The organism is Neisseria mucosa (genome assembly GCA_003028315.1).
In the GTDB taxonomy this organism is placed as follows: domain Bacteria; phylum Pseudomonadota; class Gammaproteobacteria; order Burkholderiales; family Neisseriaceae; genus Neisseria; species Neisseria mucosa.
On sequence record CP028150.1, the window covers coordinates 415,578 to 433,723 of the forward strand.

22 protein-coding genes and 1 tRNA gene are annotated in these 18,146 nt (G+C 50.0%); 6 read left to right on the top strand and 17 right to left on the bottom strand.

The window, feature by feature from the left end:
* Nucleotides 1-437: 437 nt before the first annotated feature.
* From NM96_02125 to NM96_02175, 11 genes are all read right to left on the bottom strand, one after another.
* Entirely contained in the window at nucleotides 438-2,186 is a 1,749-nt protein-coding gene (locus tag NM96_02125) for a helicase (protein AVR78310.1), read from the bottom strand.
* Nucleotides 2,183-3,307 carry a DNA primase gene (locus NM96_02130; protein ID AVR78311.1) on the bottom strand — a complete coding sequence of 375 codons (1,125 nt, stop codon included), beginning with the start codon at nucleotides 3,305-3,307 and terminating at the stop codon, nucleotides 2,183-2,185. The genes NM96_02125 and NM96_02130 overlap by 4 nt, the downstream gene beginning before the upstream one ends.
* A complete protein-coding gene (locus NM96_02135; protein ID AVR78312.1) occupies nucleotides 3,304-3,519 on the bottom strand; it encodes a PTS sugar transporter subunit IID in 216 nt (71 codons plus the stop codon). The genes NM96_02130 and NM96_02135 overlap by 4 nt, the downstream gene beginning before the upstream one ends.
* Before the next feature lie 136 nt (nucleotides 3,520-3,655).
* Nucleotides 3,656-3,904, bottom strand: a complete 249-nt coding sequence (locus tag NM96_02140; GenBank protein AVR78313.1) for a hypothetical protein — start codon at nucleotides 3,902-3,904, stop codon at nucleotides 3,656-3,658.
* A gap of 279 nt (nucleotides 3,905-4,183) precedes the next feature.
* Entirely contained in the window at nucleotides 4,184-4,723 is a 540-nt protein-coding gene (locus NM96_02145; GenBank protein ID AVR78314.1) for a terminase small subunit, read from the bottom strand.
* A 68-nt stretch (nucleotides 4,724-4,791) separates the two neighbouring features.
* On the bottom strand, nucleotides 4,792-5,490 hold the full coding sequence (locus NM96_02150; protein AVR78315.1) for a hypothetical protein: 699 nt from the start codon (nucleotides 5,488-5,490) through the stop codon (nucleotides 4,792-4,794).
* 15 nt (nucleotides 5,491-5,505) lie between these two features.
* Complete coding sequence (locus NM96_02155) at nucleotides 5,506-5,745, bottom strand: DNA-binding protein (GenBank protein ID AVR78316.1); 240 nt, start codon at nucleotides 5,743-5,745, stop codon at nucleotides 5,506-5,508.
* 64 nt (nucleotides 5,746-5,809) lie between these two features.
* Nucleotides 5,810-6,025, bottom strand: a complete 216-nt coding sequence (locus NM96_02160) for an AlpA family phage regulatory protein (protein AVR78317.1) — start codon at nucleotides 6,023-6,025, stop codon at nucleotides 5,810-5,812.
* A gap of 222 nt (nucleotides 6,026-6,247) precedes the next feature.
* Complete coding sequence (locus tag NM96_02165) at nucleotides 6,248-7,024, bottom strand: hypothetical protein (protein AVR78318.1); 777 nt, start codon at nucleotides 7,022-7,024, stop codon at nucleotides 6,248-6,250.
* 117 nt (nucleotides 7,025-7,141) lie between these two features.
* Complete coding sequence (locus NM96_02170; protein ID AVR78319.1) at nucleotides 7,142-8,368, bottom strand: DUF4102 domain-containing protein; 1,227 nt, start codon at nucleotides 8,366-8,368, stop codon at nucleotides 7,142-7,144.
* Nucleotides 8,369-8,588: 220 nt separating this feature from the next.
* Nucleotides 8,589-8,673 (bottom strand) — tRNA-Leu (locus NM96_02175).
* Between the two features lie 133 nt (nucleotides 8,674-8,806).
* Between NM96_02175 and NM96_02180 the strand changes: the two genes are divergently transcribed.
* From NM96_02180 to NM96_02195, 4 genes are all read left to right on the top strand, one after another.
* Entirely contained in the window at nucleotides 8,807-9,475 is a 669-nt protein-coding gene (locus NM96_02180) for a hypothetical protein (protein ID AVR78320.1), read from the top strand.
* The gene (gene ribA / locus NM96_02185; protein ID AVR78321.1) at nucleotides 9,468-10,061 is read left to right on the top strand and encodes a GTP cyclohydrolase II; all 594 of its coding nucleotides are present in this window, start codon (nucleotides 9,468-9,470) and stop codon (nucleotides 10,059-10,061) included. The genes NM96_02180 and ribA overlap by 8 nt, the downstream gene beginning before the upstream one ends.
* Nucleotides 10,062-10,174: 113 nt before the next feature.
* The gene (locus tag NM96_02190; GenBank protein AVR78322.1) at nucleotides 10,175-11,275 is read left to right on the top strand and encodes a conjugal transfer protein; all 1,101 of its coding nucleotides are present in this window, start codon (nucleotides 10,175-10,177) and stop codon (nucleotides 11,273-11,275) included.
* 7 nt (nucleotides 11,276-11,282) lie between these two features.
* A complete protein-coding gene (locus NM96_02195) occupies nucleotides 11,283-11,747 on the top strand; it encodes a low molecular weight phosphotyrosine protein phosphatase (GenBank protein AVR78323.1) in 465 nt (154 codons plus the stop codon).
* A gap of 354 nt (nucleotides 11,748-12,101) precedes the next feature.
* Here NM96_02195 and NM96_02200 read toward each other — a convergent pair whose 3' ends face one another.
* On the bottom strand, nucleotides 12,102-12,287 hold the full coding sequence (locus tag NM96_02200; protein ID AVR78324.1) for a hypothetical protein: 186 nt from the start codon (nucleotides 12,285-12,287) through the stop codon (nucleotides 12,102-12,104).
* On the opposite strand from NM96_02200, the gene NM96_02205 reads away from it, so the two are divergent.
* A complete protein-coding gene (locus tag NM96_02205) occupies nucleotides 12,286-12,807 on the top strand; it encodes a thioredoxin (GenBank protein ID AVR78325.1) in 522 nt (173 codons plus the stop codon). The two genes, NM96_02200 and NM96_02205, sit on opposite strands and share 2 nt — an antisense overlap.
* Nucleotides 12,808-13,203: 396 nt before the next feature.
* Nucleotides 13,204-13,407: a hypothetical protein gene (locus tag NM96_02210; protein AVR78326.1), complete on the top strand. Its 204-nt coding sequence runs from the start codon at nucleotides 13,204-13,206 to the stop codon at nucleotides 13,405-13,407.
* 116 nt (nucleotides 13,408-13,523) lie between these two features.
* Here NM96_02210 and NM96_02215 read toward each other — a convergent pair whose 3' ends face one another.
* The 5 genes from NM96_02215 to NM96_02235 all read right to left on the bottom strand — a co-directional run bounded on the left by NM96_02215 (nucleotide 13,524) and on the right by NM96_02235 (nucleotide 18,145).
* On the bottom strand, nucleotides 13,524-15,167 hold the full coding sequence (locus NM96_02215; GenBank protein AVR78327.1) for a pentapeptide repeat-containing protein: 1,644 nt from the start codon (nucleotides 15,165-15,167) through the stop codon (nucleotides 13,524-13,526).
* A gap of 342 nt (nucleotides 15,168-15,509) precedes the next feature.
* Nucleotides 15,510-15,611: a pilS cassette gene (locus tag NM96_02220; protein ID AVR80241.1), complete on the bottom strand. Its 102-nt coding sequence runs from the start codon at nucleotides 15,609-15,611 to the stop codon at nucleotides 15,510-15,512.
* Between the two features lie 90 nt (nucleotides 15,612-15,701).
* Nucleotides 15,702-17,087, bottom strand: coding sequence for an NAD(P)(+) transhydrogenase (Re/Si-specific) subunit beta (locus NM96_02225; GenBank protein AVR78328.1), 1,386 nt, complete (start codon nucleotides 17,085-17,087; stop codon nucleotides 15,702-15,704).
* A gap of 193 nt (nucleotides 17,088-17,280) precedes the next feature.
* Nucleotides 17,281-17,682 carry an aldehyde-activating protein gene (locus NM96_02230; GenBank protein AVR78329.1) on the bottom strand — a complete coding sequence of 134 codons (402 nt, stop codon included), beginning with the start codon at nucleotides 17,680-17,682 and terminating at the stop codon, nucleotides 17,281-17,283.
* A gap of 79 nt (nucleotides 17,683-17,761) precedes the next feature.
* Entirely contained in the window at nucleotides 17,762-18,145 is a 384-nt protein-coding gene (locus NM96_02235) for a hypothetical protein (GenBank protein AVR78330.1), read from the bottom strand.
* Between the last annotated feature and the right edge of the window lies 1 nt (nucleotide 18,146).

Here is an 18,146-nt window from a genome sequence, read left to right on the forward strand (position 1 = left end):
ACTGCTGTTTGATTTGAAGCATAAGCGCATGAAAATAAAAGAGTAACCACTGGTAACCACTCGGTAACCTGTTAAATTAATGTAGGTGGTTACCGTTTTTTCTTTGTTTTTATATTGATATTCATATAGTTATAAATGTTAAGTTTTGTGGTAACCACGGTAACCACTATATTTGTCTCGCGCATAGGGTTTTATCTGTCCGCGTGTATTGGTCTGGAAATTATTTATCCCCGTCAGTCATGGCGGAAATAGGGCGTAATTGCGCCGTAAGCGCGTTTTGCTGTTTGAGTATGGATTGGTATCGGGCAGGGATTGAATAGCTCTAATTCTCGAAAATTAGGGGCTTGCTGTTGATTTTATGGCGTATCGAATGATTTGCCTGAAGTAATGGGCGCAAAAAAGCCCGCCTGTATCGGTCATAGCGGGCTGTCTCTCGGTCATTGGTCAATATCGGGCGGGGCTTCTCCCATTAAAACATAGAATCGTGCTGACGCGCCGTTGTATTTGCGCTGGTGTTGCCATCTGCCGTTGTTTGGTTTTTTCAGCCATTGTTCGGCGTGTAACACTTCGCAAACTTTCAGCTTGTCGAAGTTTTGGCAGATTTCCTCTTCAAATACAACAGGGACTAACCAATATTCAGTGATATGCCCTTCCTGTTTCCGATAGCCTGCGTGATTTTGGTTTACGGTTTGGCTGCTCCAGTCTGAAAAGCGCATGGACAGGGCGTAAACGTCCATAAATGCGGCTGCCTGCTCGATGATTCTGCGGTCTTCGTGTTTCCCCGCCCCGTTGGTTTCCAGCCATTCATCAAAGCATTGTTTCACGCCTGCCATGCCTACGCCTGCGGCTAAGCCGGTAACTGGGGCGGCAAGCTCCAAAGCGGCGGCGGCAAGGGCAAAGCGTTTTGCCACTCTTCGCGCCTGCCCTGACAATTCGGGGACGGTCTCCATAAATGCGGTCATGCGCTCGTTTGCCTGCTGTTTGGCTTGTTCTAGGTCGTCTGAAAGCCGTCGGATGAAAGCCCTGCCTGCTGCCCCGTGATATTGTTCGGCGGATTGGGCGATATGTTCGCTCAATAATGCGCCGCTCTCGAAGCCGTGCAAGGTATCGTAAATACCGTATCGGGCGGCGGCTCTGATACTGGGCAGACGGGCGGCTTGCCCGGCGTTCCAATCGCCTTTGTGGTGTTTCAGGATGGAATCGGGGGTCTTTTCGCCTGTCGAGAACATCATCACTTTCCAGCGGCTCAAGGCGCGGTTGCCGCCCTGTTTTGCGCCCTGTACTTTGTTGATTCCGTTCATGACGCTGTAAACGGTGTCGCCGATAACGTGCGGGCTTGCCTGCCCGATTTCGTCCAACACCAGCAAGCCGTCATTGCGCGCGGCGGCGGTATTGGAAAAGCCTATTTTTGTGCCGCTCCAAGACAACAGGCTGCCCGATGGTCTGCCCCATACGCTCAAGGCTGCTTTGGCGGCGGTGGTCTTGCCGTCAGATGAATCGCCCGTCAGATGGAAACCGCCCGATTCTTCGCTCAACAGGGACAGCAAGGGGGCGGCAAAGGACGCGCCCAATGCCAGGCAAAGGCGGCTGTTTCCCGCTGCGTATCGGGCGATATTTTGCTGCCAGTCGCCAAGCTCTCCGTTTGGTCGGTATGCCGCCGCTTGGCTGGTGTCGCCGTTGTAGATGACGGCGGGGGTTTTGCCGTCTGCCGTGATGGTTTCGCCGCTGGGCATGATGTAGGTGTCGCCGTGCCAGCCCGCGCGGTCGGTAATGGTAAAGGCGGTACGGCTGCCCTGTGTCTGCAAATAATCTGCTAGTCTTTCCCTTTTTGCCCGCCCGCTCATGACGGTTAAGCCGTAACCCTGCAAACGCTGCCAGCCCTGAACCGTGCCGATTTCCGCTTGTGGGATGGCGGCAGTCTTGGTTTGGCGTGTGATTTTGTCCTGCCAGCGGATAACGCGGTAATACGCGCCGTCGTTGTCCTGCCCCGTGCCGATGATGTCGATAGGATCGGAAAGCAATAGCGGCTCTGCTTCAACGGCTTCACCGTCTTTGCCTGTCCTGACGTTTATCCACCATACGCCCCGATGGTCGGTATCGAAGCGGGGGCGCGGGCGGTATGGTTCGATGTCGTCGATGTTGTAGTCTTCAATGGTTTTAGCGTCTATAATTGCGTTTGTTTTCATGGTGTATCACCTCTGTTTTGTTGGATAGGGTCGTCTGATTGGGCTTCAGACGACCTTTTTGCTTCTTTCAGTTCGTCCAATGCGTCATAGCCCAGTGTGTCGCTCTGCCATATGCGCGCCTTGATGCCCTGCTTGATGGCTCGGACTGCCAAATCATGCGCGGCTTTGAAACCTACGGGGCGCGGCGTGTCGTTATCGGCAATAATCACGATTTCCTTGAGGTCGTCTGAAAGTCGGTATTTCGCCATGCTGTTTGCGCTCAAGGCGGCGGATAAGCCCCAATCGCGGGCTTGGAACAATTCACGGGCGGCAAGGGCGGTTTCTATGCCTTCTGCGATGACAAGCCGTCCGTTTTCAGGGGTGGGGAACAAGTGAACCGCCATGCCTGAAATGCTGCCCTGTTTGCGGCTCTGCATTTTCTTGGCGGGCAGGGCTTCGCCCGTTTCGGGGTGTTTGATTGCCAGCTTCTGATAATGCGGGGCGTGTAGCCCGTCTTCCCCGTATGGCTTGTCATAGGTCGTCTGAAGATAGGTCATGTGCAAGCCTTGAAGCCCTCCGCCCGTATCGCGGATGGCGCAAACCATACAGGGGAAACGACCGATGAAAATCGGCTTGTCTTCCCCCGTCGTCCAATAATCCGCCTCTCTCAAAAAACGGATGTTTTCAGGTAACTGCACCATGTCCAAACCGCGTGATTTCAAATACTGCACGGCGGGGGAATCGGCGGTTATCGGTTCTGCCCCGTCCCACAATGCTGCAAGTTTGCCGATTTGGTCTTTTTCGTGGCGTGGCTGCGTCTGTGGGCGCGTGGGCGGTATCGGCAAGGGGTTTGCCCCGCCCATGTGCAACACGCCCGCTACGGCGCGCAATGCTTCGTCAAAACCGCAATTCAGATAGTGCATGACCAAGCCGAAACCGTCGCCCGCGCCGTTGTGGTAATGGCTGCAAATGAATGTGCCGTTACCGTCCTTGTCGTCGTATCTGAAACGGTCTTTACCCCCACACGCGGGGCATGGCTGGTGTTTGTTTTTCAAGTATCGCTGGTCTATGCCGATGGCGGCGTGGATTTCCTGCCAGCGGTATTGCGCGGCGGCTTTGATGTCTTGATAGGTCGGTTTCATTGTTCTGCCTCCCCTGTTACAGGTTCTAAAACCACCCCCGCCATCGGGTTGGTCTCCCATATGGTCGGTGTTGTCTGCATTGCCTGCTCCGTCTCCGCATGGGCAGGCTGGTTACAGGCTCGGATTGCCAAAGCCATCAACAACACCCCAAACACCAGCAAAGCGCGGTTGAAATAGCGGCGAAAACGGTCGTTTTTGTCAGTCGGTTTCATGATTTCATGTCCTCCATGCCCCAGCGCACCAAAATTATCAAGCATTGAAAAATCAAATACTTATAAAAAAACTAGGGCGAAGTTTGCCCCATGCCGTCCAAAACGGGCGGCATAAAGGCGGGTGTTTTTCAGGGATTTAGCGGATTTGTTCGGCTGTCGTTACGCTGTAAGCAGCCCATGCTTTTAGGTCGTCTGAAAGCGAAGCAATAAACGACTGACAGGCGGCAACGGCGGCGGCGTGTGATGGATAGATACCCAAACGGCGGGCGGTGCATGAGTGAACGTCAATATCGGCTAAATACGCGGTCGGTTCGTGGACGACGGCGCAAAAGCCTTGTTCTGATGGGTATTGAACGTCTTGAATTTGGGGGAAATTTGAAGTCATGGTATTTCTTTCTTTAGAGATTTTGAGAATGCCCCAAATAAGGGGGCGGTGCTCTCTCTGGCGAAATAAAACCAGCCTGCGCCTTGCGGTTGGCAGACACCGCCATAACTCGTGATAGGTCGTCTGAAATGCTAACGTTTGATAACATTGCAAACGCCCGTAAAAGAATTTTGGCGATAAAAAATCAGCGTTACCCTGCTGATTGGGTATTTCGTTTTGAGAGAACCTAAATTCTGATTCTCAAGGCTCGATTTGTCAAATGATTTTTGCATCAAGCGGCTAAAATTTTTTATCCACGATGATCATGGTTATTACATACCCGATGCGCTCTGTATCTTCTCCAACGGTTCCGATGATGTCTTCAAGCGTGATTTCACTGTACGGCTTATTGAAAAAAGACTTTATGACTTGCTGCACTTCATCGTCCGTTAACGGCGGAGTGTACTCTTCCTGTTTCGTGCTGATTTCCGCTTCTGCCTTGATTTCCGCCTTATCCACCAGCAAGCCCAGCATTTTTGCCTTGCCCATCGTTGCCGATACCGCCGCGCTGCTCTGTGGGGTAGGGGCTGACAGTGCGGCCGCCCGCGCCTGCTCCAATTCGCTCAACAGGTCGTCCACCGTTACCGCGTGTCGTTGCCGTGCCTCTGCCTTGAGGTCATCTACCATCGCGGAAATATCGGGGTCTTGAAGCAGCTTATAGGCTTCATTCGTTACCGTTTCGGGCTTCATGTTGTCAGCGTTGTAGGCTTGCCGATATGCTTCGCTTGCATTGCCCGTTTCCACATACAGACGGGCAAACTGTTCTTGTTTCGGGGTCATGTCCTTAATCCTTTTAGAACGCCGCCCAATAGCGATTTTTCAGCCTTTGGGCGGTTGTTTGAGTGTTGCTATTTCAAATTGTCCAAAGCCGCTTCTTTTTCTTTCTCCACGTCTTCCAAGATGTCGAAAATAGCGTTTTCTTCCCCGCCTGTGCCGTCCATCATGTTGAAGAAGCCGGGTAAACGTAGATCAATGATCCGATTTGGCAGGGATTGCCCATAGGACGGGCAATCAACCCGCAAACCGTTTTCAAGTAGATTCGCTCTCATCTCAGCGGAGGCTTTACCGATTCCTACCAATTTCGCGGCGGCTTTGATATAGGCGCGCGCGGCTTCCATATACTCGGGCAAGTGGGTTTCTTCTATGTCGATGATAAACATCTCATAACGGGAAACAGCCAGTAAATTGCGAAGCTCTGAAATGCGGTTCAGATGTTGAAGGCGTTCATTAAAAAGGCTTTCCAACAATTCTTTTTGCGCTTCCAGCATATCGGCGGCGCGGTCTGCTTCTTCGCGTTTGGCGGCAATCTCTGAATCAAGCCCTTTGGCTTCTTCGCTGTTTGTGGGTTTGCCCATTTTCAACAGGTTGGCAAATATGCCTTTGCGTCTGTTTCGTAGCCCCGCAAATTCATTGATAACCGCCTGCGCTTCTGTAACGCCAGCTTCTGCCGCTTCAATTTGGGCGGTCAGTTCGCTGCATTTGTCTTCTGCTTCTTTCAGTAACTTTTGACGGGTCTCAAAAGTTGTCTTTGTATATTCGATATTCATAGTAAAGCTCCTGATTTAATTGATTAATACGAACCGACCGCGTTTCACGGTTTCGCCAAATTGGTTGGTTACTTCTTCCATCACGGTAACGATGTCATGCCCCGCCCTGCGAAGCTCCATGATGCGCGTGTTGTAGCCCAATATGCCCATTTGGGAAAGCTCCCATGATGTAACGCTGCCCTGTTTCAATCGGGATAAAACGCGCTCTCTTTGACTTGGCGTTTTTGCCTTGCCATTGGTAGAATAGTCGCTCATGCTTAATAATCCTTTCCGCCGTCTGAATGTCCGTTCAGGCGGCATTTGTTTTGCGCCTGATAAATCAATTTGCCTGCTCTTCGCGTTTGGCTGCCAGTTTGCCGATATAGTCGTCAATCTCGCTTGCAAGCCAGCCTGTCGCATTGGCGGAAATTTTGAACGGTTTGGGAAAATCAGGGCGGTAATGGCGGCTTTTTGGGTTTACCCAATTCCAAACGGTAGCTTTTGAAACGCTAAATGTGCGTGATAGGCTATCCACTCTTAAAACGGTATTTGTCATTTCTTCCCCTTTCTTCGGGCTTGATTGGATTATTCAACGTTTTGGAATAATATCCACCTACAATATTCAAAGACAGGCATAAAAATCATCTTTTTTGCTTCGTTTTCACATAATGCAAAATTGCTTTTTTTCTTTTCATTTTCGCAATATGCAAAAAACGCGCCCTTTAAAAGGCGCGTTTTTGTTTTTTCATCTTAGTTGCCGTGTTATGATTTCGGCTGTTTATCGTTTACTAATTTCATATTGTCCGCCGAGTTGTTCTTGTAGCCCGGCGGCTTTTTCTTGTCTATATAACTCCAACTGTTTGTCTATCTTTTGTCTGCTCTCTTTGCTCAAGTGTTTGCGTATTGTCTGCACATCGGGATAATTGTCTAATCCTGCTAAAGGCTTGAGAATGTCGAAAACACGATTTATTAGTCCGATTTTCAAATTCATTACATCAATATCTAAGCAATACCGGAAAACCTGATATATTCTCCTTAAAAGTGTTTGTGTTTTCCCACTCCCTCCATGCGTTGGATAACAGATAAGATAAATCAGGCTTTGCTTAATCTCTTCTAGCTTCCTATCTGCCTGCTGCTGAAATTCCTGTTCTTCTTCTTTACTTCTGAAACCTCCCCTTAATTTTATTCCCCGCTTCTCCCATTGAAAGCCCTGAATATATCTTCTCAAAGCCTTTTTTGCAGTCATTAGATGTTTGGGTATCATCGAAGCGGCTTTTATTAGCATATATAGACAGGTGTTTATTTGATTTTCCTTAAAATCCTCTTGTGTTTTGAATATTCCATCTGTAATACATTTGATCAAATCTTCTCTCAAATTTTCAAGCTCTCTATATGCTATCTCTTCTTTAGCTGTCATAACATCAAAATTCAAACAGCCCATTCCACTAAAGATTTCAAGGAGAGATAATCCATCTACTTCAAAACTACTACAGTATCGGTCAATAGCAAACATAATTATCAACTTATAAATATTACCCAGTTCAATATCAAGCACGGGTTATTCGCTTATTCCGAATTTAATCGGAATACACAATTAGATATTATTTTTCGATACTTATCTAGTCTTGACAAGATTTCCTACAAACCTGAAGCGGTATTTTTCAGACGGCCTCTAACCAGTCTTGCCATCTTGGATCATCTGTAATGCTTGGCGGTACCGTTCCCGCAAAAAGTCGCTATACCATTGCATAAACCCTTTGCGCTCGTTTAGATAATCGGCGCGGTTATAGGCGGCGCGGATCTTGTTGTTTTCAATGTGGGCAAGCTGTCGCTCTATCGCGTCAGGGTTGAAGCCTTGTTCATTCAAAACGCTGCTGGCAAGGGAACGGAAACCATGCGGGGTTACTCTGCCTTTGTAGCCCATACGCTCAATGATACGACCTATTGTTGCGTCGCTGATAAAACCGTCCGTCTTGGTTCTGCTCGGAAACAGAAACGGCGTATTACCTGTGAGTTCTTTCAGTTCTGCCAAAAGTTCAAGCGTCCAGTCAGCCAGTGGGACGGCATGGGGCGGTTTCGGCGCGGTCTTTTCGTGCTTCATGCGCTGGGCGGGAACTGTCCATATTGCCACATCAAAGTCTATTTCATTCCATTGCCCGCCCCTTAGTTCCGTGCTTCGTAAAAAGGTCAGCATATTCAAAATCAGGGCTATTCTGTTTTGCGGCTCAATCTCTGCCAGTATCAGGCGGCGAAAAAACTCGGTCAGTTCTTCACGGGGCAGGGCGGGGCGATGGTCGGTCTGCTTGGCGGGGATGTATTTCCGCAATGAATAGGCGGGGTTGGTTTCCACAATTTCAAGCATGACAGCATAGTCAAATATTGCGCCCGTCCACTCCCTGATTTTTTCGGCGGTATTGTTCACGCCCCGCACCATTACGCCGTCAAGAACCGCTTTAATATCGCTTACCCTTATTTCCTGTATCGACATTGCGCCGATGACGGGGAAAACGTCGGTTTCAAAATATCTCAACACGCGGGCGGCGTGGTTTTCTTTCCAGCGGATCAGGTTGTCAGAATGCCAGCGGCGGGCAATGGCTTCAAAGGTATTTAGGGTGGCGGCTTGCCGTTCGCGTTTTTCCTGTTGCTTGGCTTCGCTGGGGTCTTGCCCCGATACAAGCAAGCGGCGGGCGTTTTCGGCGGCTTGCCGGGCTTCTACCAGTGATACGGTCGGATATTTGCCGATTGAAAGCGTTTTCCGTTTGCCGTTATGCGAAAAATCAAACCGCCATAACTTCCCGCCGCTTGTATTGATATACAAATATAAGCCCTTGCCGTCATTCAGCTTAAACGGTTTTTCGGCAGGCTTGGCGTTTTTGATTTGTCGGTCGTTCAGCTTCATTTTTACGGTATTTTTTCGAGGTATTTTTCAGATACCGCAAAAGATACCGTAAATTTTAGGTTACTTCAATTAAGCTGAATTAGACGGAATTATACAATCAGGAAGAAGACAATAGGATAGCAATCAGCCTGAAAGCCCTGTATTTACTGAGATTGGTTGATGGTATTAGACAGGATTAAACGAAAAAAAACGCCTGAAATTTTCAAGCGTTTTTGTATGTTGGTGCGGACGGAGAGACTCGAACTCTCACACCTCTCGGCGCCAGAACCTAAATCTGGTGCGTCTACCAATTTCGCCACGTCCGCGTGATGAAACTCGGGATTATACACAAAGTATCCTGCTCTGCAAACAACCTTTAGCTTGAAATTGCTTTATTCCGACCGATATAATGGCAGGTCGGTTATCTGCCGGAACACACTAATATCAAAGAGGAACATCATGCCTGTTTTACTGATTCAGGATTTTTTACAGACACAGGGTTTGAAGCTGTCTTCAGACGACCTCCGTATTGCGTATCTGACCGCGAAGACGGTGATGGATATGGGCAATGCTTCGATTGACCGCTCGGTTTTGTGGCGTGAGGAAGACGGCTGGAAGCTGGCAGACCATATTGAAGAAACGCCTGAAAACGAAGCTTTGCTCAAACAGGTTTTCATGGCTTTGGATTCGGTATTCAGCCGTGCAACAGCCGTCAAAAGTGCAGCGGTTTACATCCACCTTCCGGGCGAACCGCATGCAAGGCTGGTTCGTATCGCGGCACAAGGCGAGCCTTTGGAAAATCTGTTGGCTATTCATGAAGAAAACGGTACGGTTTACCTTGCCTGCCGTACGGCGCAAAGCGGTTGGATGAATATTGCCAACGATATAGCTTATTGGCTTTCGCTGGACGAAATCCAAGGCAGCCGGAACGAGGGCAGCGGAAGCCAGTTGTCCATCCCTGTGGCAACACAAAACGGAACGGTTTTGGGCGTGGTTCACGTTGAATTTGCCGATAAAGATCAAGCCGATGACGCGGCCCAAACGGATTGGTCGGCGCTGGCGTTGGCACTTGCCGATCCGCTAAAAGCATTGGCAGGCATCGAAGACAGGGAAGAAGAGCATGAATAATACCTTGAAATTCGTCGCCTCTTGCCGCCTGCCGACCGAATGGGGCGACTTCACTATGCACGGTTTTGAAGAACCGAACGGACAAGAACACATCGCTTTGACGATGGGCGATTTTTCAGACGACCTCCCTGTCCTGACCCGCATCCATTCCGAATGTTTGACCGGTGATGCCCTGTTTTCCAAAAAATGCGACTGCGGCCCGCAGCTTGAAGCGGCGATGAAGGCGGTTCAACAAGAAGGACGGGGCGTTATCGTTTATTTGCGTCAAGAAGGACGCGGTATCGGTTTAATAAACAAAATCCGTGCCTATAAACTTCAAGACGAAGGGATGGATACGGTCGAAGCCAACCTCGCACTCGGACTACCCGTTGATGCGCGCGACTTTACGCTTGCCAAGCAAATCTACGACCATCTGAATATCCGTGCTGTCAAGCTGTTGACCAACAATCCTGAAAAAATTCAGACGTTGAAAAATGCAGGCATCAATGTTGTCGAACGTATTCCGCTCCATGTCGGCGAGAATGCGGAAAACGAACGATATCTGCACACCAAAGCCGATAAATTGGGGCATATGATTTTTGATTGAGGACAGGCGGGCGTATTTCCCGCCTTTTTTCGTTTTCAGACGACCTTTTCCCAATCCGTATCGCGATATTGTTATAATCCGAGCTGTCCGGACAACCACCGATTTATATCCATATGAACACCTTCATCCTCCACGACACACGTCCTTATCCGCAGACTCCGGTTAAAAACCATTTACTGGTAAACGCCTCCCTGCTCGCACACGGCACGACCGCCGCAACCCGCAAGATCGCCGTGGGGCAGTTGCAAACCGAAATCCGCAGCCAGCTTCATCAAAACTACTACGTCAACTTGTCCGTCGCCATGACCATGGCGCCCGATGTAGAGACTTACAACGCGCTGATGCAGAGCATCAATCAAGTGTTATCCGCCGAAAACGACGACGAAGCCCAATGGTTTGCCCTGCCCGTCGTCATCGTCGCCGGCTGCAAACAGGAGCGCACGCTGCCCCTGACGCTGCCTACCGAAGCACTGACCGCCTGCCTGTCCAACTATCCCCACTTGCGCGCCTTAACGCAAAACACCCAATGGCTGCCCTTCCTCGCCCATTCAGACGACCTGAGCGGCATCACGCCCGAACAGTGGTGGAACGCGAAACAAAACAGCGAATCCGCCGCTGCGTTCTTGCAAACCTTTGAAGACAAACCGCTGATTTGCCCCGAAGGGCAGTCCGTCCACGTCGTTTACGCGTTGGGCTACGGCGACAAAAACCTGCAAACCGCCTTGGGCGTCAACCTGCAACAGGCAGGCCTGCCGCTGATGCAGGTTTGGCAGGAAAGCCTTGCCGCTACCGGCGTTACCCTCTTCACCAATCCGCTGTCCCCGAACACCCCGCTCCAAGCCCTGACCGACGGCAGCCACACCCGTCAGCGCATGGCGATGGACGTGTTCGCCACCAACGCCATCCGCGCCATCCGTATGCAGAGTCCGCGCGTCGGCGTCGTCATCGCCGCAAGGGCGGGCGGGCAGATTCTGTTCGGCTTCAACGCGACCGACAGCGCGTTTGAAGTCGTCCCGCAAGTGTTCGTCTGGAACCTTTCGTCTTCCGACAACATCGCCGTCATCCAACACAACTTCCTCGACCTGATGGCGGAATGCCGCGTCGAGCATATCCGCATCCTGCACGACGTTTTACCGGAAAATGCCGACCTGCCGACCTACGCGCAGTCCCTGTCCCTGGACGGACACAACCCATTCTTCTCCGAACACGCCTAAACCGCCTATGAAAAACCATTCCGTACTCTTCGTCTGCCTCGGCAACATCTGCCGCTCCCCCATGGCGGAATACGTCCTGCGCCACCGCGCCCGCGAAGCAGGCGTAGCCCACCGCATCCGCACCGACAGCGCAGGTACATCCGGCTGGCACGATGGCGAAAACATGCACCAAGGCACGCGCAAAACCCTCGCCGCCCACGGCATCGACCATCAAGGTTTTACCAGCAGCAAAGTGCGTTCCGAAGATTTCGATGAATTCGACTTCATCATCGCCATGGACGACAACAACCTTGCCGAACTGGAAAAAATGTTCGGCAAACACCCTGACAAAATCTTCAAACTCACCGACCTTATCCCCGAAAGCGGCTACCGCCACGTCCCCGACCCGTGGTACACCGGCGACTTTGACGAAACCTTCAGGCTTGTGGACGCAGGCAGCGTCGCGCTGCTGAAAAAGCTGGGCTTGGTTTGAATCGGTTGACACAACATTTAAAGTTGAACGCAATGCAGTAAAAAAGGTCGTCTGAAACCTCAAATTTGGGTTTCAGACGACCTTTTGTTGAAGAGATGGCCGGGGTAGGGCGGCTGAATGAGAAATAAACACCGCCTTAGCGCGCGAAAAAGCGACGCCCTCAACCACCGCGGGCAAAGCCCACGCTACTTTATCCGGTTCATTCAAGGGCTTTCCAAGCAAAGCAAATGTTCTGTAAACCGAATCTTAGGTTTCAGACGATCTTTTCAAAAAGCAACAATTCTTACTCTTGTCGAACAAAAAAGCCGGGGTAGGGCGGCTGAATGAGAAATAAACCCCGGCGTAGCGCGGGTTCTACCCGCGAAAAAGCGATGCCTCCAAACCACCACGGGCAAAGCCCACGCTACACAACGCTACTTCGCCCGCCCATTGCCATACATCAAAAGGCCGTCTGAAAAAAGCCGTTTCCAGCGTTTCAGACGACCCCGCCGCCGCGAAAGGCGTATACTTTTCCCTATCGCAACCAAGGAGCCGAATCATGAAAATCCTGCCCGTCCTGACCGCCGCGCTGCTCTTGTGTTCCTGCGCCGCCGACCGTGAAACCGAAGCCCTGAAAAACAGCCTGTCCGAAGCGCAAACCGCCGTGCGCCTTTCCGCCGAAAACACCAAGCGGCTGGAAGACACCTATTCCGACATCTACTTCCACCTCGACAGTCTGACCGTCGAAAGCTTCCAAAAACGCGTCGCCCGCGGAGACACCGTTTACGCCTACATCGGCCGCCCAAGCTGCGGCGACTGCAACGCCTTCGAACCCATGTTCAAACGCTACATCGCCAGCCGCAACCTGAACGGCAAAATCTACTTCGTCAACGTCCACCGCCTGCACCAAGACAAAGAAGCATGGACCGCGTTCCGCCAACAATACAAACTCGGCGGCACACCCGTCCTAGCGAAATACAGCAAAGGCAAACAAGTCAACAAGCTCGATTTGGAAGAAAACGGCGGCAAAATCAGCGCCGAAGACTTGGAGAAATGGCTGGACGCAAATGGCTTGCGGTAAATTGTCCTTTTGAGATTGCTCCGTCTGAGTGTTAAAGACTTTGCGGAAGGAATGAAGAGAGGTCGTCTGAAAACAGGATTTTGGTTTCAGACGACCTTTTATTACATCAACAATCTTGTCCCTTCCCCCGTCCCACGGGGGAAGGTTAGGATGGGGGTGGCTTCCCAGCTTTAGGCAAAATCAAACTGGTGCAGCCGCCCATAGAGCCACCCTCTCCCCAACCCTCTCCCGCCGGACGGGAGAGGGGGCAGGTTGCGCGTAGAGACATAGATTTCTGCCCAACTATCGTCATTCCCGCGCAGGCGGGAATCCACTTTTATAGTGGATTAAAATTGCAATGATACGGCGCTGCCAACGCCCTTATGTATAGTGGATTAACTTTAAACCAGTACGGCGTTGCCTCGCCTTGCCGTACTATCTGTACTGTCTGCGGCTTCGTCGCCTTGTCCTGATTTAAATTTAATCCACTATACTACCCGTACACGGCGGGCGTTGCCGCCTTGTCTCATTTTTATTTTAATCCACTATAAATCTCAGCAACTGTTTTTCAAACATCTGTTTCTTAGAATTTGCGATGGATTCCCGCCTACGCGGGAATGACGGTGATGGAGTGTTTGGCGTGGTTTGTTTATAAGAAAAGGTCGTCTGAAACCAAGTTTTCAGTTTCAGACGACCTTTGAGGGATAAGTTACGATTCAAGTCAGATTTTAATCTTCCTAAAGGGGAGGCATTATTTGTCGTTTTCCATTGTTATCAAAAATCAATATCCTTGTTTCATCACAGAATTGTTGCATTGCTTTCGTTTTCTCCTCATTCGTCAATTCTGCCCATTTAGGAACATTTTCTTTTTTCCAATCAGGATAAATATTCTCAATAAAATCATGCTCCGTTATTTTTGCAGAAGACAATACCACGTCATTTTTTAGTTGACTCCATTTAACTTGACATTCTTTTAAATTAGCAGATTTCAAAAAGGCATTTTGTAAATTAGCGAATTCTAAATTAGTACCTTGTAAATTAGTTCCTAATAATTGAGCATTTTCTAACTGAGTTCCTACTAATATAGCCTTTTGGAATTCAGCCCCTCCCAATTGAGTGTCTTGCAAATCGGCAGTAGATAAGTTGGCTTCTTGCAAATTAGCTTTTACTAACTTGGCTTTTCGCAAGTTAGCGTCAACCAAATCAGCTTTTTTCAAATTAGCCTCCCCTAGTTCAGCACCTTGTAAATTAACTTCCGCTAATTTGGCATGTCTTAAATTAGCACGTTTTAAATTAGCATTTTGCAAACAAACTCCATCTAGTTGAGAATGTTGCAAATCCACGCACGACAATTCAGCCTTTTGCCATCTAGTTCTCAACAATTCACATTTCCGAAATTTGACCTTATTTAATCTAGCTCCGCGAAAATCCACTCCATTCAAATTCAAGTCCGATAAATCTCTAGAAATTTCACTCAATCCACTTAAATGAAAATTCATCCCAGCCAAACAAATATTAGGCAGCATTTCAGGAAAATCTCGCAAATTGAGTTTCTTATTTTCCCGATTCAAACTTAATAAAACTTGTGTTAAAGCCACGCCCATCGGACTCTTTGCTTTTTGTGTCAGTTCATCAAAAATTTTCTTTCTCTCTTCATCAGCTAAATGAGTCTCATCCAGCTTCTTCAAACTATCCTGCTGCATCGCCTGCCAAGCGGATTTCAATAGGTTAAATGCGGGACGACGGAAACTTTCGCCGTAATCGCCTCGAAAAAACGGCAGTAGATTATAGATAGCGGAAATCTGCAAAGCGACCGCGCCGTCGCGTTTACTGAATGTATCGAAATCGGCGGTTTTAGGTTGCTTACTATATTCTTCGGTCTCCTCCGTAGTATATTCAATGGGCAGAGTTGATTGTCTGACGATCTCAGCATCGTTTTTTAAATTATACTTGTTTGTGGTTTTACTGACGGTTTTGATTTCCGGTAAATGTGCACCGCTGACCCATTCGGATAATTTTTGAAATTCTTTCAGATTAATGTCTTTACGCTGGTTCTCGATTTGCTGTTTGTTATTTTCATCGCGAAAATGCCAAATGGCGAAAGCCACTGGAGCAGAAACAATCAGAATAATGAAATTCCAAAAACCCGCAGATAAGGTATCTATCGAATCCTTGGAATAAAATTCAAACCAATTAAATAAAATATCAAAAATAACGATGGAAAATGTTCCTGCACAAAAGACTTTTAGTACATTGCTCCATTTTTTCCCAAAACATACCCAGCTTAAAATAACCAGAACAACAAGGATGCTTATAATCGCCCATTTATAGGCGATAACAAAAGCAACAACTTGATCACAGGTAGACGCTACATTTCCCATTTTGTACTCTCTTGTTAATCATCATTAGATTTACCATCAACGGCAGCCCGAATTTTATAGTATTGCTTGAAATCAAAAAAGGAGAAGGTCGTCTGAAACCAAGTTTTCGGTTTCAGACGACCTTTTACCGTATCAGTAATCTTGTTCCTTCCCCCGTCCGGCGGGGGAAGGTTAGGATGGGGGTGACTTTGCAGCTTTAGACAAATTCAAACTGGTTCAGCTCATAGAGCCACCCTCTCCCCAGCCCTCTCCCGCCAGACGGGAGAGGTGGTAGGCTGCACGTCTCGGCATAAATTTCTGCCTGACTACCGTCATTCCCGCCCCCACCTACGCGAGGACAGGCTACGACGTGAATCTACCTTTAAATTTCGGCAACTGTTTTTCAAACATCAGTTTCTTAGAATTTACGATGGATTCCCGCCTGCGCGGGAATGACGACAGCAGGGTGTTTGGCGTGATTTGTTTATAAGAAAAGGTCGTCTGAAAACCTTAGAATCGGGTTTTCAGACGACCTTTTGTCTTGGTTTCTAAATGTTATTTCTTCAATTCCGCCAAAATCTCATCAACGGTTTTCTTCGCGTCGCCGAAGCACATCACGCTGTTTTCGTTGAAGAACAGCGGGTTTTGTACGCCTGCGTAGCCGGTGTTCATTGAGCGTTTGAAGACGACGACTTCTTTTGCCTTCCACACTTCCAACACTGGCATGCCGGCAATCGGGCTGTTCGGGTCGGTTTGGGCGGCGGGGTTGACGGTGTCGTTCGCGCCGATAACCAGCACTACGTCGGTTTCGGGGAAGTCGTCGTTGATTTCGTCCATTTCCAAAACGATGTCGTAGGGGACTTTGGCTTCGGCGAGCAGTACGTTCATATGACCGGGCAGGCGGCCGGCGACGGGGTGGATGCCGAAGCGTACTTCGGTGCCGTTTTTACGCAAAAGCTCGGTGATTTCGGCAACGGGGTATTGTGCCTGCGCCACTGCCATACCGTAGCCCGGGGTAATGATGACGCTGCTTGCGTTGCGCAGCATTTCGGCGACTTCGGCGGGTTTGGCTTCGCGGTATTCGCCGACTTCTTGGCTGCCTGAGGCTGCGGCGGAACCGTCGGTACCGAAGCCGCCTGCAATCACGGAGATGAAGGAGCGGTTCATGGCTTTACACATGATGTAGGACAGAATCGCGCCGCTGGAGCCGACCAGCGCGCCGATGACGATGAGCAGGTCGTTGGAGAGCATGAAGCCTGCCGCTGCGGCCGCCCAGCCGGAGTAGGAGTTCAGCATGGACACGACCACGGGCATATCTGCGCCGCCGATGGAGGCGACCAAGTGCCAGCCAAATGCGAGGGCGATCAGGGTCATCAGAATCAGGATGAAGCCGCTGCCGTCAACGGATACGAACACCAGCATCAGGATAAAGGATAAAACCAATGCGGCGAGGTTGAGCTTGTGTTTGGCGGGCAGTTGCAGCGGCGCGCTGCTGATTTTGCCGTTGAGCTTGCCGAACGCGACCAGCGAGCCGGTAAAAGTTACGGCGCCGATGAAGATGCCCAAATAGACTTCGACCAGATGGATGGTGTGCATATCGGATGAGATGTCGCCCGGCTCGATATAGCTGTTGAAGCCGACCAAAACCGCCGCCAAGCCGACGAAGCTGTGCAAGAGCGCAATCAGCTCGGGCATTTCGGTCATTTCTACTTTTTTGGCTTTGTAGATGCCGATGGCCGCGCCGATAAGCATGGCGATGATGATCCAGCCCAGTCCGTGGGTGTTTTCGGAAAACACGGTAACGAACAAGGCGACCGCCATCCCCGCTACGCCGGAATAACAGCCCTGCTTGGCGGTTTCCTGCTTGGACAGCCCCGCCAGCGAGAAGATGAACAGTATCGCGGCTACGATGTACGCCGCTGTAACGAGTCCTGAAGACATGGTGATTCTCCAATTATTTGTGAAAGTAACTGATTGTGAAACAGGTATTAAGGCCGTCTGAAAAGGGTTTGATGGCGGATTCGCTTAGCCATCAACCGATTGAGCCGTTTGGGAATGACGGTTCGGGTATTTTTATTTCATCCGCATCACTCCGTTGCCGCTGCATTTTCAGACGACCTCTGTATCGGGTTTCCTATCCGCCGCCGAATTGTGCCAAAAATTCTTCTTCGGTCAGCTTGGGCGTGTCGTTTGCCAGTTCGTAGTACGGGGCTTTGGCGTCGATGAAAATCTGCTCTTCTAATTTGAAATCGGCGTTGTCGGCAAACAGTCCGGCGAAGACGAAATAGCTGTCGTTCGGCAGGAAATGGTAGAACAGGTGTGTACCGCAGTTTTTGCAGAACGCGCGTTCCGCCCATTCGGACGACTGGTAGCGGGAGATGTTCGCTTCACCGTCGATTTTCGGCGGCTTGGCGGCAATCAGCGAAAACGTCGCGCCGCTGCCCCAAGTGCGGCACATTGAGCAATGGCAGGCGTGGACGTGTTTGTCGTGTTCCACTTCTAAAGATACGTTGCCGCACAGGCATTTTGCTTTCATGGTCGAAATCCTCATATTCGAAAACTGGCTTCCAGGTCGTCTGAAAACTCGCTGCACTCGTTTTCAGACGACCCCGCTGTCAGACAGCGGCTACAAACAGCCCAATGGTGCAGACAAATCCGCCCGTCCACATTGCCGAACGCAGGCTCGGTTTGTCTTTCAGATAGCTGAAAATATAAGCAATGCGGAAGGCGATGAACGATATTGCCAAAAGGTTGATGGTCGCTTGCGCGGCATTGCCTGTGGCGTGTGCCACCAAAACGGCGGCGGCAAACGGGGCGAACACTTCAAAACCGTTTTGCTGCGCGGCATTGGCGCGCGCCGACAAGCCTTGCGTGCGGGCGAGGAAATCGCGCGGATTTCGGTTGTCCGACGGCTGAAAACCGCCCTGCGCTTTGGCGATGAAGGAACAAAACAGCGGCAGCAGCGATGCGATCAGGATGCACCAATAGGCTAAAGTCATG

What these genes read in the sequence shown, in the direction of transcription:
- NM96_02125 (AVR78310.1), bottom strand. Translation starts at nt 2,186, where the DNA reads ATGAAAACAAACGCAATTATAGACGCTAAAACCATTGAAGACTACAAC.
- NM96_02170 (AVR78319.1), bottom strand. Translation starts at nt 8,368, where the DNA reads ATGAAGCTGAACGACCGACAAATCAAAAACGCCAAGCCTGCCGAAAAA.
- NM96_02230 (AVR78329.1), bottom strand. Translation starts at nt 17,682, where the DNA reads ATGAAAGCAAAATGCCTGTGCGGCAACGTATCTTTAGAAGTGGAACAC.
- ribA (AVR78321.1), top strand. Translation starts at nt 9,468, where the DNA reads ATGAATAATACCTTGAAATTCGTCGCCTCTTGCCGCCTGCCGACCGAA.
- NM96_02145 (AVR78314.1), bottom strand. Translation starts at nt 4,723, where the DNA reads ATGACCCCGAAACAAGAACAGTTTGCCCGTCTGTATGTGGAAACGGGC.
- NM96_02190 (AVR78322.1), top strand. Translation starts at nt 10,175, where the DNA reads ATGAACACCTTCATCCTCCACGACACACGTCCTTATCCGCAGACTCCG.
- NM96_02130 (AVR78311.1), bottom strand. Translation starts at nt 3,307, where the DNA reads ATGAAACCGACCTATCAAGACATCAAAGCCGCCGCGCAATACCGCTGG.
- NM96_02140 (AVR78313.1), bottom strand. Translation starts at nt 3,904, where the DNA reads ATGACTTCAAATTTCCCCCAAATTCAAGACGTTCAATACCCATCAGAA.
- NM96_02215 (AVR78327.1), bottom strand. Translation starts at nt 15,167, where the DNA reads ATGGGAAATGTAGCGTCTACCTGTGATCAAGTTGTTGCTTTTGTTATC.
- NM96_02205 (AVR78325.1), top strand. Translation starts at nt 12,286, where the DNA reads ATGAAAATCCTGCCCGTCCTGACCGCCGCGCTGCTCTTGTGTTCCTGC.
- NM96_02160 (AVR78317.1), bottom strand. Translation starts at nt 6,025, where the DNA reads ATGACAAATACCGTTTTAAGAGTGGATAGCCTATCACGCACATTTAGC.
- NM96_02225 (AVR78328.1), bottom strand. Translation starts at nt 17,087, where the DNA reads ATGTCTTCAGGACTCGTTACAGCGGCGTACATCGTAGCCGCGATACTG.
- NM96_02180 (AVR78320.1), top strand. Translation starts at nt 8,807, where the DNA reads ATGCCTGTTTTACTGATTCAGGATTTTTTACAGACACAGGGTTTGAAG.
- NM96_02150 (AVR78315.1), bottom strand. Translation starts at nt 5,490, where the DNA reads ATGAATATCGAATATACAAAGACAACTTTTGAGACCCGTCAAAAGTTA.
- NM96_02235 (AVR78330.1), bottom strand. Translation starts at nt 18,145, where the DNA reads ATGACTTTAGCCTATTGGTGCATCCTGATCGCATCGCTGCTGCCGCTG.
- NM96_02195 (AVR78323.1), top strand. Translation starts at nt 11,283, where the DNA reads ATGAAAAACCATTCCGTACTCTTCGTCTGCCTCGGCAACATCTGCCGC.
- NM96_02200 (AVR78324.1), bottom strand. Translation starts at nt 12,287, where the DNA reads ATGATTCGGCTCCTTGGTTGCGATAGGGAAAAGTATACGCCTTTCGCG.
- NM96_02135 (AVR78312.1), bottom strand. Translation starts at nt 3,519, where the DNA reads ATGAAACCGACTGACAAAAACGACCGTTTTCGCCGCTATTTCAACCGC.
- NM96_02155 (AVR78316.1), bottom strand. Translation starts at nt 5,745, where the DNA reads ATGAGCGACTATTCTACCAATGGCAAGGCAAAAACGCCAAGTCAAAGA.